We start from the raw sequence: 13,694 nt of genomic DNA, 5'->3' as shown, positions 1-13,694 counted from the left end.
AGCAGCAGTATATTGTAGGGTGACTTGTCTTGTGAAATAATCTTTGGCGTCATGTGTCCTATTTTATCACACTTTTTTTACTCTGCTTACTTTTTTTCTCTGCTACCCCGAATTATTGAGCGGATACGTTTTCGCTTTTAGTTGACATTGGTACTCCTGCAAAAATGCCTAAACAGAGGGGAAAATCCCCCGGTTGGGAAAAAGGAAGGGTACGTACCAAGGCACCGTGCTATCCCACTGTCAAAAAACGGGTTTCTCGGCGCAAAAAGTCTTCAAGATTAGCTATTTAATCTTCTACTTTTTGAATTTTTGAGCAACAGCTTGCCTGAGATTCAAAGGTGGCTACTTTTAGCTGCGCTCATTTTTTAGTCTAAACTACAGAAAATTACCGATTACCGATTACCCATTATATCATGTCCGGTTGATTACCATCACAAAAACTGTTTGTAGTGCGTCGGGAGTGTCCGCAGCATAAAGCGGACACTCCCGACGCACTACAAACCTTACTTATTGGGGTCAATCGATCGGACATGATATTACCTAAAAATTCCAGCACTTATCGCTTTTGAGCAGCACTTCAAACTCAGCCTTTGGCAAAGCCTGACTGAAAAAATGACCTTGAATTTCATCGCAATCGTGTACGCACAAAAAAGAAAGTTCCCGCTGATTTTCTACCCCCTCAGCAATCACAGTCATATTCATGGAGTGCGCCATTTGAATAATCGCTATTGTAATCGCAGCATTTTGGCGATCGTCAGCAATATCGCGAATAAAACTCTTATCAATTTTTAGCGCATCAAACGGCAAGCGTTTCGGATAACTCAAAGAAGAATATCCCGTGCCAAAATCATCAATTGCTATCCTAATCCCCATATCTCTCCACACAGTAAAAGCTTGAGATGCTGCCGCTTCATCTTGCAAAATTAGACCTTCCGTCAATTCTAATTCCAGGAATTTAGGATCGAGATGAGTTTCTCTCAATATCTGGCTGACTCTCTCCGTCAAATTTTTGCGATCGAACTGGCGGGCTGATACGTTGACTGCTACCCGCAGCGGAGGTAAACCCTCTGTTTGCCAAGCTTTAGTTTGCCTGCAAGCCGTCTCTAACACCCATTCGCCCAGCGGTGCAATCAAGCCCATCTCTTCAGCCATGGGAATAAATTCCGCAGGGGAAACTCTGCCCCTTTTTGGATGGTTCCAGCGCACCAAAGCTTCAGCACCAATAATTTTTCCGGTTTTAATTTCTATTTGTGGCTCATAGTAAACTTCAAATTCTGAGCGTTTTAAAGCATTACGCAGGCAAGTCTCTTGAGTAAATTTATTGATATAATTATTCGCAACTTTTGCCGTATAAAACTGATACTTGTTGCCACCTTGTTCCTGAGAATTGTACATAGCTGTATAAGCATTTTTTAGCAGTTCTTCTCCATCGTTGCCGTCGCCAGGAGACAAAGAAATACCCATACTTGCCGTGACATAGAGTTCCGAGCCTTTGACAATCATAGCTTGGGCTACAATATCTAAAATGTTTCGAGCAATCTTGGCCGCATCCTGTTTTTCGGCAACTGGTTCGAGAACAATTGCAAATTCGGCAGATTCCAAACGAGCCACAATATTAATCTTCTCCGTGCAGTTGCTCAACCGCTCAGCAACTTTGCAAAGTACGTAGTCGCCGATATCGTGCCCCAAGGTACTGTTAATCCGGTTAATTCTATCTAAACTAAGAATGACAACGGGAATCATTTCGGGCAATTCTTTTTGCTTGTCTAATAGCAGACTTAGCTGCTCTCGTAACAGCGAACGATTTGGCAAGTTTGTCAAGCAGTCATGCTGATGTCGGTGGAGAGCTATTTGAATAGTTGTGTGCAAGTTTTTTTCTTCAAATGGTTTCACAATATAGCCGAAAGGTTTCGTTGCATTGACGCGCCGCAAAGTGTTTTCGTCCGCATAAGCTGTCAAATAAACTACCGGAATCTGAAAGCGCGATCGAATTTCTTCTGCTGCTGTAATTCCGTCGATTTCTCCTTGGAGGTTAACATCCATCAAAACTAAATCTGGTCTGAATTCGGCTGCGGATTCAATCGCTTCTTCTCCGGAATACACAATGCCTGTTATGCTATACCCTCTAGATATTAAACTGTCGGAAATGTCTTCCGCAATGATGCTTTCGTCCTCAACTATCAGAATTTTTTTATTTGACATTAAGTTGTCTCCTTGAAGTGCTATTTTGCTTGGAAAATGTTATTTTAAAATTCGTGCCAGCCGTTTCTAACAGTTCTATTTTACCCCGAATTTGCTTGACCAAAGACCCGACCAGTCGCAAACCCAATGTTCGGGCATTTCGATAATCTAAGTCTGGAGGAAAACCAATTCCACTGTCGCTCACAGCTAGCACGCAAACCCGGTTATTATCTAAAGTAAAATCTATTTTTATTTTACCTTGAGTTTGTCCTGTAAAAGCATACTTGAGCGAGTTTGTCACAAGCTCGTTGATAATTAACCCGCAAGGAACTGCCGTATCAATATTCATAGAACACGGCGCAATATTTGTTTGCAACTTGACGCCTTCTGTATGAATTTCATAAGCTTGGAATAAATTGTGGGCAAGATTTTGGATGTATTCAGCAAAGTCAATGTTTGACAAGTCTTTGGATTGATACAATTGTTCGTGCACCATGGCCATCGATCTGACTCGGTTTTGACTTTCTTTTAACATTTCACTAACGCGACTGTCTTGGATGTAGCGGGACTGAAGTTTGAGCAAACTCGAAATAACTTGAAGGTTGTTTTTGACGCGATGGTGAATTTCCTTGAGGAGGACTTCTTTTTCTGCGAGGGATGCTTTGATGCGATCTTCGTCGCGCTTGCGATCTGTAATGTCTCGCACTACTGCTTGAATTATTTTTCTACCGTTAATTTCCATTGCGTTTAACAGCACTTCTGCGGGAAATTCTGAATCGTCTAGCCGTTTGTGCACCCAGTCAAAGCGACAGCTACCTGTTTCCATTGCTGCGGATATTTTTTGTGTTGCTAGACTGCACGAGTCTTGTCCGTTAGGCTGAAATTCCGGGGAGAATTCGCTAGGTTTCTTGCCGTAAAACTGTTCTTGATTGCTGCAACCAAAAATTGCTAGGGTGGCGAGGTTGCAGTCAAAAAAATTGTCTTCTTCGATCAGCATTACTGCGTCGCTGGTGGCTTCGTAAAGGCTCCGAAATTTGCATTCAGACTCTTGCAAAGAAACGATTAATTGGCTTTTTTGAGCTTCGGCGCGCTTGCGTTCGGTAATGTCTATTCCTACGGAAACTGCTGCGGTTCCTTGATGATATTTTTGAGCTACTATTAAATAATTGCAGGCTAAGCCGTTAATTTCTATATCTATTTCTTGGGAGGTTTGCTGACATGAACTGTGAAAAAAGTTTCGGATCAGTTGTCCAAAAGTTGAGCCTTTGTCGAGAAAGTTGATTTCTTCCCCGACAAAACTTTCAGGAGACCGTTTGAACGAGGTTGCTAAGTGCTGGTTGACTCCAATATACCGCAAATCTGAACTGACCCAAGAAATCAGTCCGGGCACGGCATCCAAGACGGCGCGAAGTTGGTCTGTAGCTTCTTGGAGTGCTTCTTCGGAGCGCTTGCGATCGCTAATATCTGTCGCCGTTCCGCACAAGCCTAAAATAGCGCCGTTTTCAGCTTGGTTGACGATGCTGTTGACGCGCAGGTGGACGGGGGTACCGTCTTTGCGGATGTGTACTATTTCGTAAGGCAAATTAGGGGTTTGTGGCTGAAGGCTGGTTCTTGCTAAGAGTTGGGCAAATATTTCTATTTGTCTGGCTTTTTCTTCTTTAATCAAAAAATCTGCAAAGCGACGACCGATCATTTCTAGGGGTTCGTAACCGTAGATCCTTTTGGCGGCGGAATTGACAAAAGTCAAGATGCCTTGAATGTCGATCGACCAAATCAACTCTTGGGAGGTTTCTACGAGGTTGCGGTACTTTTTTTCGCTTTCGGCCAGTGCTGCATTCGAGACTGCCGTTTGCAGAGTAAGTTTGTCTTCTAATTCTTGATTTGAAAGAGAGAGAGTTGTCATGGCTCGCTCGCGCTCGGTAATATCAGTAGAAACACCGACAGCCCCGACAACTTCGCCGTTGGCATGGAGCAGCGGTGCCGATCGAATTTCGTGAATAAAAGTCCCCTGTCGGGTATTCCAAGTGCGATCGTTTCCTGCGATTACCTGGGCAATATTTTCTAAGATCTCTGGCTGGCTGTAAACTGCAAAAATCGACTCTCCGACAGCCTCACCCGGTTCGAGCCCCAAATTTTCCAATCCTTTGCCTGCTGCAAGGGTTAACCTGCCGTCTTTGTCGGTTGCCCACAGGAAAATTGGAGCACAACTGACAGCGGCGTGCAGGGTTTGGTTGTCTTGCTTCAGGCGATCGATTTCTGCCTGAAGCCGATCGCGCGTGTTGCTTAATTCTACCGTTAGTCGATCGGCTTTTTCCTGCCAACTGGCAGCAGTGCCGCAGATTTCTGCGGCATTGCTGGAAGCATAGATGGATTGGTTGGAGTGTGACATGGTTACTCAGGGAAGCACTGTTATATTTAATCCCTGCCTATCTTTTAAGCATAAACTTTTTCAATCAAATATTAAAGTTCGTTGCGATACTCATCTGAGGAAGATTCGATAATTTCAAGCTAGTGTAAAGGATTCATAAATAGTGGCTTGCCCGGTTGTGTGGCGACTATTCAGAAATTGACAACAAGCTGAATAATGGTTGCGAATCGATACTTTTAGCCTAAGTATGTGTAGTATGGCAAAAAGAAGTTTCGCAATCCTCGGCTTGCACAAGACCTAGAATTATAAAGTTATTATATTTGCTTGCGTATATTTACGCACCTAGGAATCGGAAATCGCGAATTTTGAAATATAACCACCGGGCCCGACGGTTAGGAAGTTCTCGCATTGCACTTGCCCCATGCCGTCGATTGCCCCTTCCCTCTTCGTCATTTCCTCTTGCTTTTTCCAAGAGCCGCATCTGTGTTTTGCTTTTACACGCTGCTTTGGTGTGTGGGACAGTTGCTATATGTATATCAGCTTTGCTGTGCCGGGACACTATATGTATATCAGCTTTGCTGTGCCGGGACGCTCTGGGGAGAGTAAAAAAAGGTTTTTACTGTTCCCAGAGATGTTATGGCCTTTCTCAAAAAGATGAGGTATGACTGACAGCTTATAACCGCTTGAACGTATAGGGCTCTCTTCCCAACAACGTCCGCGAATATGGGAGCTAGATCCGCTATATATCGTTTCCGGTTGCATCGGAATTATTTAACCGCAGAGAACACAGAGAACACAGAGGGAGATAAGAGAGATGAATACAGGACGATGAAGGGCGAATTTGATATTACCCTTCCTTCTGACTTCTGCCTTATTTCTTATTCCTTCTGCGTTCAATTAATTCCCCAAGATTTGATAGTTTTGTCTAAACTGCCGCTGATAATAGTTTCGCCATCACTGCTAAAAGTAACACAAGTAACAGAAGCTTGATGTCCGGCGAGAGTGTGAATGTGTTCGCCAGTGCGGGCATTCCATAGTTTGAGATTGCCATCGGCGCTAGCACTGACAACTGTGCGCCCGTCGGGACTAAAGACGATCGCATTTATGGAGTTAAAATGCCCTGCCAAAGTTATTGGATTATCCGGATGCGATAGCTGGCGCAGTTGAATGTTTCTGTCCCAGCCGCCAGCAGCCAAAGTCTGCCCGTCTGGACTGAAAGCTAGACAATTGGCATAACCTTTAATTGTTTGGGAGCATTCTCGGCTGCGGAGGTTCCAGAGTTTAATTGTACCGTCAGAACTGCTGCTAGCGAGAGTTGGTGCGATCGGGCTAAAAGCCAGACTTGCAATTCCTCCTTTGTGTGCTTTCCAAGTTAAATGACTGCCAAAAGTACAAATTAACTTTCCCGTCTCTAAATTCCAAATTTTGATTGTAGTATCTGCCGAACCTGTGGCGATAACTCGACTGTCGGGACTGATGAGAATTGCCGTAATTTCTCCTTCATGCCCGAGAGGAGTATGCCGCAATTCTCCTTCTTGCCAAATTTCGATCGCGCGGTGTTTCGGAAGATTTCTACTCCTGACAAAAACTTCGGTTTCTTGGCAAAGCACAAAAGTTTCTTGAGCGCGGGGATACTTGTCAACAGTATAAAGTATTTCTCCTGTCTCTAAATCGCAAATTCTAATTATTTTGCCGTGCAAACTCGCCGTGCAAACTCCTCCGGGACTAATCGCCACATTTGTGCCAGTTTTCACAGTGCGGATGCAGTCAAACAGCCCGTAAGGCACGAATTCTGTTAAAGCTTGGCGGACAAAAGGTTCTGTTCTTTTTCGCAAAACTGAATAAGCAACTCGCTGCACTTCTGGTGCTGTGTCAAGCAACGCTTCAATTGCTAAATTCAAACCTGTGTCTCCGTATTTAGGAGCATCTTTAACGGCGGCCGCGCGCGCCTCGATACTAGGACTTTGCAAGCGCTGCTTGACTCCGGCGATGCCTCCCAAAACGGCGGCGGCGATCGGGATTTGACTTTGACCGCCGAGGACGGCATCATATTCTCTGGGTTGGTTAGAATTATCGGAAATCATACCATTTGAGATTTGAGATTGAAGAATTGGAGAATTGGCAATTAACTGGCGAGACAAGAAAGTTGACAATCGCTAGTTCGATTTAAAACTTAAATTTTGGCAAGGGCATGACGCTGGGTACTAAGCAGCCAGAAACCGGGTTTAAGTGCAGGCGCAAAAAAGCAAAATCCGCAATATTTCGTAAATATTGGGTTAAATAGCGTAAGTCCTAATTTATTGACTGTTGCTATTTATGTTATTATAATCAAATCAGCGTTTCACACAAAAATCCGAAAGTGATATGTCACACTTCACAACGATCAAGGTTCAGATCAAAAACGGCGAACTGCTGCATCAAGTGTTGGAAGAGTTGGGTTATCAAGTAGAGTGCAATGTGCAGGTACGGGGTTATCATGGCGAGAAAACTAATGCCGAGTACGTGATTCGGCAGTCTAACGGTTACGATTTGGGTTTTCGGCGCAGCGGCGAAGAGGATTATGAATTGGTGGCGGATTTTTGGGGCGCTCGCATTAACCAGCAGGAATTTGTCAATTCAATCAGTCAGAAATACGCGCGCAAAAGTTTGATGGCAGCGGTGCAGTCTGAGGGTTTTAATGTGGAAGAAGAGGAAACTTTGGCGGATGGAACGGTGAGGGTTGTTGTGGGTAAATGGGTTTAGGGCGATCGCCCTTTCGGAACTCGTTTTCATGTGCCCAGGACTTAGGCAGGATCGGGGTGGCAATAAGATTTCTGCCTAAGTCCTAGTACCAATAGGAGAATCACAATGTGGGCAAAGGCGATCGCTCTGATTGAAAATTTGATGCTAAAGTGCGATCGCCAATTTGACAGTTAAGACATCATATCATATCCGCTCAATTACCATAACAAAAACGGTTCGTAGTGCGGACTTCAGTCCGCATCTTTCAAGGACTTGCATTCCGAACGATCGAACCCGAGCAATCGATCGGACATGATATCAATCAACTAAAAGAATGACGATAAAATCCGATCGAGAGCAACAAATTCAACAAAGTTGGGAAGCTAATGCTGACGCATGGAGGCGGGCGATCGACCAAAATCTGATTGCAAGCCGCCGCGCAGCAACGGATGAGGCTATTGTGCAAGCTGTGCTGCGCTGCGGGCATCGGCGAGTGCTGGATGTCGGATGCGGTGAAGGTTGGTTGGGGCGCGCCTTAGCAAAGCACGGTGTAGAGGTGGTTGGGGTTGATGCTTCCTGTGGTTTGATCGATCGCGCTTGTGAGAAAAGCAGCGGTTGTTTTCGGGCGATCGGCTACGATGAAATTATTGCCGATCCGCTGATAGTCGGTCAATCCTACGATGGGATTGTCTGCAATTTTTCGCTACTTGGTGAGGAAATTGGAGATTTATTGCGATCGTTACGCCAAGCCACAGTCTCCAACGGACATTTGTTAATCCAGACAGTTCATCCATGCACAGCGTGTGAGCAACAGCCCTATGTTGACGGATGGAAAATCGAGACTTTCGACAATTTCGGCGGAGATTTTCGAGAGCCGATGCCGTGGTATTTTCGCACAGTTAGTTCGTGGTTTCAACAAGTATCGGCATCAGGCTGGAAAGTATGTAAAATCGAGGAACCGATACACCCACAGACAAAGTTGCCTCTTTCGCTGCTCTTAATTTGTCAGGAATCAGATCATTATAAATAATGCACCGACAACGGAAATTACAATTATCAATCAATAATTGATCGGTTCGTTCGTAGTGCGGACTTTAGTCCGCTCTCCGGCTGCGGACTAAAGTCCACACTACGAACAGAATAAATGTTCTGATTTTTTACACTGAACCTTTGGGGTGCGTCGCTTTAAAATTGTCAATATTTTTTAGGGATCGATCGCAGGCGATACACCCTACGACTATTTTCTTTGTGCTAGGCTTAACGTGGGATAGTGACAAATTTACAAAGCTATAGTTCGGGTTCTGTAGGCCCGACTGGTGCGCCTACCTGTGGTACAAGCGTATACCGCTAAGTAATTTGAACTGCGTTGATTAGCTCAATGGTAGAGCGATCGACTGATAATCGATTGGTAACAGGTTCGATTCCTGTATCAACTTCCCAAAGTTAGCTCAATGGATAGAGCGATCGACTGATAATCGATTGGTAACAGGTTCGATTCCTGTACTTTAAGCAGCCTCGCCCTGGCTAAGGGCACCTTGTTGTAGTCGAGGCGACACCTCAATGGTTTGGAGAGTAATCTCCCTACCATACAACTTCTTCCGTGTTAATTACTCTGTCGAGCAAGTGTTTATAGCAGTTAAGCAGCCCGCGCAACTGTATCTCTCCTTAATTTGAGTATGTCCCTTCGTTTTTCCACATTTGCTTTTCCTGCGGGAATTTTGGGTTGGTTGGGCGATCGGCATATTTGAGCATTACGATCTTTTTCGAGATTGCCGAAAGGTGGTTTAGCAGAAGTAGTGACAATCTTAATCCAGTTTGGGAGGCTCTGAATGCCCGCATCTGAACTGTAAACACTTGCACTTGACAGAGTTAAAAAAATATTGTATTATGTATGTTATAGATTGATTAAATAGCAATTATGGCAAGTAAAGCTACATACAAATTGCACGTCACATCTATCTCAAATGAGGAAAATTCAAAAAAGTTACAATTGCACGGTTTAGTTGAATGCAACACCGCTGAAGAAATCGCTTTGAAAATGGGAATTAGCCAGGAAAAACTGCGCTTTTTGACATTAAACAGTCCGGTCTCCACAATTACCCATTACACTCGCTTCAAAATCTCGAAAAAGACAGGAGAAGAAAGAAGTATTTCGGCACCTAGACCCAACCTTAAGTCGGCTCAGAGGTGGATTTTAAATAATATTTTAGAAAAATTAGAAGTTCACAGTGCAGCGCATGGGTTTTGCAAAAAACGTTCGACAGTCACCAACGCTAAACCTCATGTCGGTGCAGATATCGCAGTCAAAATAGATTTGCAGGACTTTTTCCAGTCAATTTCATACAAGCGTGTCAAAGGATTATTTCGCGAGTTGGGTTATTCGGAAACTGCGGCAAACATTTTCGGATTGATTTGTACCGCTTTTGAAGTAAAGGAAATAGAAACAGAGGGACAAATTAATTATACAGCTTCAGGAGACCGTCATTTACCTCAAGGCTCGCCTGCAAGTCCTGCTATTTCAAATTTAATTTGCCGCGATCTCGACAGCAAGCTCGCGATGGCAGCTAAAAATCTCGGGTTTTGCTATACGCGGTACGCTGACGATTTAACATTTTCTGGCTGTGGGGAAGCAGCGCGCCGAATATCTAATTTGATGAAAGAAATTAAATCGATCGTTGCTGCTGAGGGTTTCAGCATCAATCGCGATAAGACTAAAATTATGGGGCGATCCGTGCAGCAGGAAGTAACAGGTATTGTTGTCAACACGCAATTAAATATATCTAAAAAAACTTTAAAAGCTTTTCGCGCGACTCTCTATCAAATAGAGCAAGAAGGATTGTCAGGGAAAAAATGGGGAAATTCAACTAATTTAATAGCCGCGATTGCTGGGTTTGCAAATTACGTGTCAATGGTTAATCCCAGCAAAGGTGCAGAATTGCAATTGCGTGTCGCTCGAATCAAGCAGAAATATGAAGGCAAATAATACCGCAATTACTAAATTATATAAAATTTTAGCAGACAGATTTTTCCTTGTGCTATGCTGGAAATCGAATAGTAAAAAAGTCACAAAGCTGTGGTTCGGGTTCTGTGTGCCCGATCGGTGCGCTAACATTTGTTAACAGCGTATACCGCCAAGTGTTTTTAACTATTTTACCCCCGAAAGTTAGCTCGCTGGTAGAGCGATCGGTGTATCGCCGATTTGTAGTAGGTTCGATTCCTACACTTTCCAACACCCTGGCCCTGGGTACGGGCACTTTGTTTGGGACAAAGCAGCTAAATGGTATTGGGAAAAACCTCAACCCAATAAAACTTCTTTTGGTTAATTACTCTGTCATGCAAGTGTTTATAGCAGTTAAGAAGCTCGCGCAACTGTATCTCTCCCGCTCCTTGAGTGTGTTCCTTCCCTTTGCTTGCATCCGATTTTCCTGCGGGAATTTGGGATTAGTTGGGCGATCGGCATATTTGAAAGTTGCTATCTTTTGCGAGATTTCCGAAAGGTGGTTGAGCAGAAGCCGTGACAATCTTAATCCAGTTTGGGAGGCTCTGAATGCCCGCATCTTAATTGCAAACACTTGCACTTGACAGAGTTAAAAAAAATATTGTAGTATATGTACTATAAGTGTTGGAATAAGGCGATCGATGTTTAAATTAAATCTGCATTGGTGGTTTCGCCTGCCCAAATTATCTCTAAAATTTTATATGTGGAAAACCTTTTACATCCAACCCAACCAAATCGGAATATTATATCACCGCAGCGACTTTAAGAAAATTTTGCTGCCCGGTACATACACTTATTTCGGCAGGCATTGGAACTTAAAAAGCTACGATCGCAACCAACCCGAAGCGAAGATTGACAACTTAGAACTGTTGCTGAGAAACCACGGTACCGAACTGGAAGAACATCTGTTAATTGTCAGAACAGCATTCAATCAAACAGCTTTGGTGCGTTTGGGTCAAAGTTGGATAAGTGTTTTGCCGAATCAACTGCGGGCATTTTGGCGCGGTTTTATTGAAGTTGAATCTCATGTTTTCAATTTAGACGATAATTTGCAATTGCCGGCTGAGTTTGTGCAAAAAGTGCGATCGCTCGCTTTGCAAGGACTGAAAAAGTTTCAAATTTCCGAGTCGGAAATTGGTTTGCTGTACGTTCAGAATAATTTCGTGCGCCCTCTAGAATCGGGAGAATACGCTTTTTGGTCTGCGGATAGGGATGTCGCAGTTCGCAATCTGAGTAGAGTGATTCCCAATCCTGAATTTCCCCAAGAAAATGTCTTAATTGAAAAACACCCTAATTTTGTAGCGGCCTACTGCGAGCTCGTGCAATTACTCGGTCATCAAATTGCGATCGTGCGCGATCGAGGCAAAGTTATTGCTTTTTTGCCGCCGACAAGCCGCAAGCTGTTTTGGCTGGGTGTGGAAGTGGAAATAATTGACATCAATACTAATGTTAATTTAGAGCCTCGGCTAATAGCTGAGTTGGTGGCGGGAACGCCAGAAGCTCTATCAAGCTGCGCTCAGTATTTGCACTTTTGTGAAGTTCCAGCACAAAGCGTCGGACTGTTGTATATCAACCAAGAATTTCAATCGCAATTACCGCCGGGAATTCATGCTTGGTGGAAGTTTGGACGCTCTTTTCAAACAGAAGTAATCGATTTGCGCTTGCAAAATATGGAATTATCCGGTCAAGATATTCTGTCAAAGGATAAAGTGCCTCTGCGCTTGAATTTGACTGCTGGGTATCGCATCCGAGATCCGCTGGCAGCCAAAAACGGTTTGTCTGATATTGCGGGATTTTTGTACAAGGAATTGCAGTTTGCTTTGCGGGGTGCGGTGGGCGAACAGACTTTGGATGCGCTGTTGGAGAGCAAAGGTGCGATCGATCGCAGTATATCTGAATACATCCGCGCCAAAACCGCAGAATATGGCATTGAAGTCGATTCTGTAGGTGTCAAAGATATCATTTTACCGGGCGAAATTAAGACTATTTTGAGCAAAGTTGTGGAGGCGGAAAAATCGGCTCAAGCAAATGTTGTACGGCGCCGGGAAGAGACGGCGGCTACTCGGAGTATGCTGAATACGGCAAAGGTGATGGAGGATAATCCGGTTGCTTTGCGATTGAAGGAGTTGGAAGTTTTGGAACGGATTGCGGAGAAGATTGACCGGATTCAAGTTAATGGGAGTTTGGATAATATTTTGACCGATTTGATTCGGATGAATCGCGAATAATATCAAATTTGAAAGTCTTGTAGGGGCGGGTTCACCAACAATATTGGTCTAAAATCGATGGTTTAATAAACCCGCCCCCACCCAACCGTAAATCGCCATCTACCTCTTTCAAAATACAAGGATTTGCGATCGTTTCCAGCAAGCACACGAGAGTAAACAATAAAAGACATATTTTGCCGATCGCCAGTTGCCAAGAGCGATCGACGCGATATAATTAAAACCAACGGGTAAATCAATACTATGAGCATTACGCTGACGAAAACCCAAGAACTATTCATCCAAACTAAACTGCAAACTGGAAAATATGGCTCTGCCGAAGAAGTGCTGGAAGTTGCTTTGCGATTGTTAGATGAATACGATCGCGCCGATCGCCAGTGGATCGACTCTCTACGAGTTAAGATAGATGCTGCGATTGCCATGTCCGAACATACTCCACCGATTGACGGCGAAACTTTTATTGCAGGGGTTTTGGAGTGTTTCCGGCAAAGCGCGCGAGAGTCAATTCGGTCAGCGAAATCTGCCATCTCTATTTGAACAATAAGAGATATGATATAATTAAAGCAAACGGAGCTAGGAAAAATATCTATGGTTTCCGCGATCGATACAGGTGTCCTAGGCTTTGAGGCATTCATTGCTAACTATCTAGATGAAGTCTGCTACGAATTAATCGATGGAGAATTAATCGATTTGGAACCGACTGGCCCCCACGAACAAGTTACTGGATTAATCAATCGCAAGCTTAACGTGGCAATTGATTTGCTTAATTTACCTTGGTTTATTCCGATGAAATGCTTGATTAAACCGTTAGGTGCTAATTCAGCTTTTAGGCCAGATATTGCAATTCTCGATCGCACCGCTTTAGTAAATGAACCGTTATGGAAAACCGAGCCAGTCATTACTCTCGGTAATTCTGTTAAATTAGTAGTAGAAGTAGTCAGTACCAATTGGCAAAATGACTATGCCCGGAAAGTGGAAGACTACGAAGCTTTAGGCATTCCAGAGTATTGGATTGCCGATTATTTAGGTCTGGGAGGCAAGCGCTATATTGGTTCGCCCAAACAGCCTGTAGTTACAGTTTATCAGTTAATTGAAGGAGTTTATCAAAGACAGCAATTTCGGGGAAGTGAGTGCCTAATTTCCCCAACATTTCCCGACCTAAATTTGCGGGCAGAACAGGTATTTGCTGCCGGTGAGTAAT

At 43.9% G+C, this 13,694-nt stretch carries 9 protein-coding genes and 2 tRNA genes; 8 read left to right on the top strand and 3 right to left on the bottom strand.

Annotated elements, in window-relative coordinates; all coding sequences use genetic code 11:
- Window positions 1-540: 540 nt before the first annotated feature.
- The 3 genes from QZ918_RS16300 to QZ918_RS16290 all read right to left on the bottom strand — a co-directional run bounded on the left by QZ918_RS16300 (window position 541) and on the right by QZ918_RS16290 (window position 6,633).
- A complete protein-coding gene (locus tag QZ918_RS16300) occupies window positions 541-2,202 on the bottom strand; it encodes a putative bifunctional diguanylate cyclase/phosphodiesterase (RefSeq protein WP_293336750.1) in 1,662 nt (553 codons plus the stop codon).
- Window positions 2,192-4,570, bottom strand: coding sequence for a PAS domain S-box protein (locus QZ918_RS16295; protein WP_293336748.1), 2,379 nt, complete (start codon window positions 4,568-4,570; stop codon window positions 2,192-2,194). The genes QZ918_RS16300 and QZ918_RS16295 overlap by 11 nt, the downstream gene beginning before the upstream one ends.
- Window positions 4,571-5,442: 872 nt before the next feature.
- Window positions 5,443-6,633, bottom strand: a complete 1,191-nt coding sequence (locus QZ918_RS16290; protein WP_293336746.1) for a WD40 repeat domain-containing protein — start codon at window positions 6,631-6,633, stop codon at window positions 5,443-5,445.
- 280 nt (window positions 6,634-6,913) lie between these two features.
- Here QZ918_RS16290 and QZ918_RS16285 point away from each other — a divergent pair, with 280 nt between their 5' ends.
- The 8 genes from QZ918_RS16285 (at window position 6,914) to QZ918_RS16250 (ending at window position 13,693) form a co-directional block, all read left to right on the top strand.
- Window positions 6,914-7,291 (top strand): DUF1257 domain-containing protein, encoded by a 378-nt coding sequence (locus QZ918_RS16285; RefSeq protein ID WP_293149262.1) that lies wholly within the window; start codon window positions 6,914-6,916, stop codon window positions 7,289-7,291.
- A gap of 313 nt (window positions 7,292-7,604) precedes the next feature.
- Complete coding sequence (locus QZ918_RS16280) at window positions 7,605-8,300, top strand: class I SAM-dependent DNA methyltransferase (RefSeq protein WP_293336744.1); 696 nt, start codon at window positions 7,605-7,607, stop codon at window positions 8,298-8,300.
- Window positions 8,301-8,634: 334 nt separating this feature from the next.
- Window positions 8,635-8,706: transfer RNA gene (locus tag QZ918_RS16275), tRNA-Ile, on the top strand.
- Between the two features lie 482 nt (window positions 8,707-9,188).
- Window positions 9,189-10,253 (top strand): reverse transcriptase family protein, encoded by a 1,065-nt coding sequence (locus QZ918_RS16270; RefSeq protein ID WP_293336742.1) that lies wholly within the window; start codon window positions 9,189-9,191, stop codon window positions 10,251-10,253.
- Window positions 10,254-10,428: 175 nt separating this feature from the next.
- A tRNA-Ile gene (locus QZ918_RS16265) sits at window positions 10,429-10,499 on the top strand.
- A gap of 410 nt (window positions 10,500-10,909) precedes the next feature.
- Entirely contained in the window at window positions 10,910-12,496 is a 1,587-nt protein-coding gene (locus QZ918_RS16260) for a slipin family protein (RefSeq protein WP_293336740.1), read from the top strand.
- A gap of 240 nt (window positions 12,497-12,736) precedes the next feature.
- A complete protein-coding gene (locus QZ918_RS16255) occupies window positions 12,737-13,030 on the top strand; it encodes a ribbon-helix-helix domain-containing protein (protein WP_293336738.1) in 294 nt (97 codons plus the stop codon).
- A gap of 51 nt (window positions 13,031-13,081) precedes the next feature.
- Window positions 13,082-13,693 (top strand): Uma2 family endonuclease, encoded by a 612-nt coding sequence (locus QZ918_RS16250; RefSeq protein WP_293336736.1) that lies wholly within the window; start codon window positions 13,082-13,084, stop codon window positions 13,691-13,693.
- Window position 13,694: the final 1 nt, after the last annotated feature.

The organism is Microcoleus sp. CAWBG58, from assembly GCF_020883045.1.
Classification (GTDB): Bacteria; Cyanobacteriota; Cyanobacteriia; order Cyanobacteriales; family Microcoleaceae; genus Microcoleus.
The sequence above is the reverse complement of the archived record's forward strand: the minus strand, read 5'-3'. Positions and strand labels throughout refer to the sequence as shown.

Coding starts and splice junctions, on each gene's coding strand:
- QZ918_RS16255 (WP_293336738.1), top strand. CDS start 12,737: ATGAGCATTACGCTGACGAAAACCCAAGAACTATTCATCCAAACTAAA.
- QZ918_RS16280 (WP_293336744.1), top strand. CDS start 7,605: ATGACGATAAAATCCGATCGAGAGCAACAAATTCAACAAAGTTGGGAA.
- QZ918_RS16285 (WP_293149262.1), top strand. CDS start 6,914: ATGTCACACTTCACAACGATCAAGGTTCAGATCAAAAACGGCGAACTG.
- QZ918_RS16260 (WP_293336740.1), top strand. CDS start 10,910: ATGTTTAAATTAAATCTGCATTGGTGGTTTCGCCTGCCCAAATTATCT.
- QZ918_RS16270 (WP_293336742.1), top strand. CDS start 9,189: ATGGCAAGTAAAGCTACATACAAATTGCACGTCACATCTATCTCAAAT.
- QZ918_RS16290 (WP_293336746.1), bottom strand. CDS start 6,633: ATGATTTCCGATAATTCTAACCAACCCAGAGAATATGATGCCGTCCTC.
- QZ918_RS16300 (WP_293336750.1), bottom strand. CDS start 2,202: ATGTCAAATAAAAAAATTCTGATAGTTGAGGACGAAAGCATCATTGCG.
- QZ918_RS16295 (WP_293336748.1), bottom strand. CDS start 4,570: ATGTCACACTCCAACCAATCCATCTATGCTTCCAGCAATGCCGCAGAA.
- QZ918_RS16250 (WP_293336736.1), top strand. CDS start 13,082: ATGGTTTCCGCGATCGATACAGGTGTCCTAGGCTTTGAGGCATTCATT.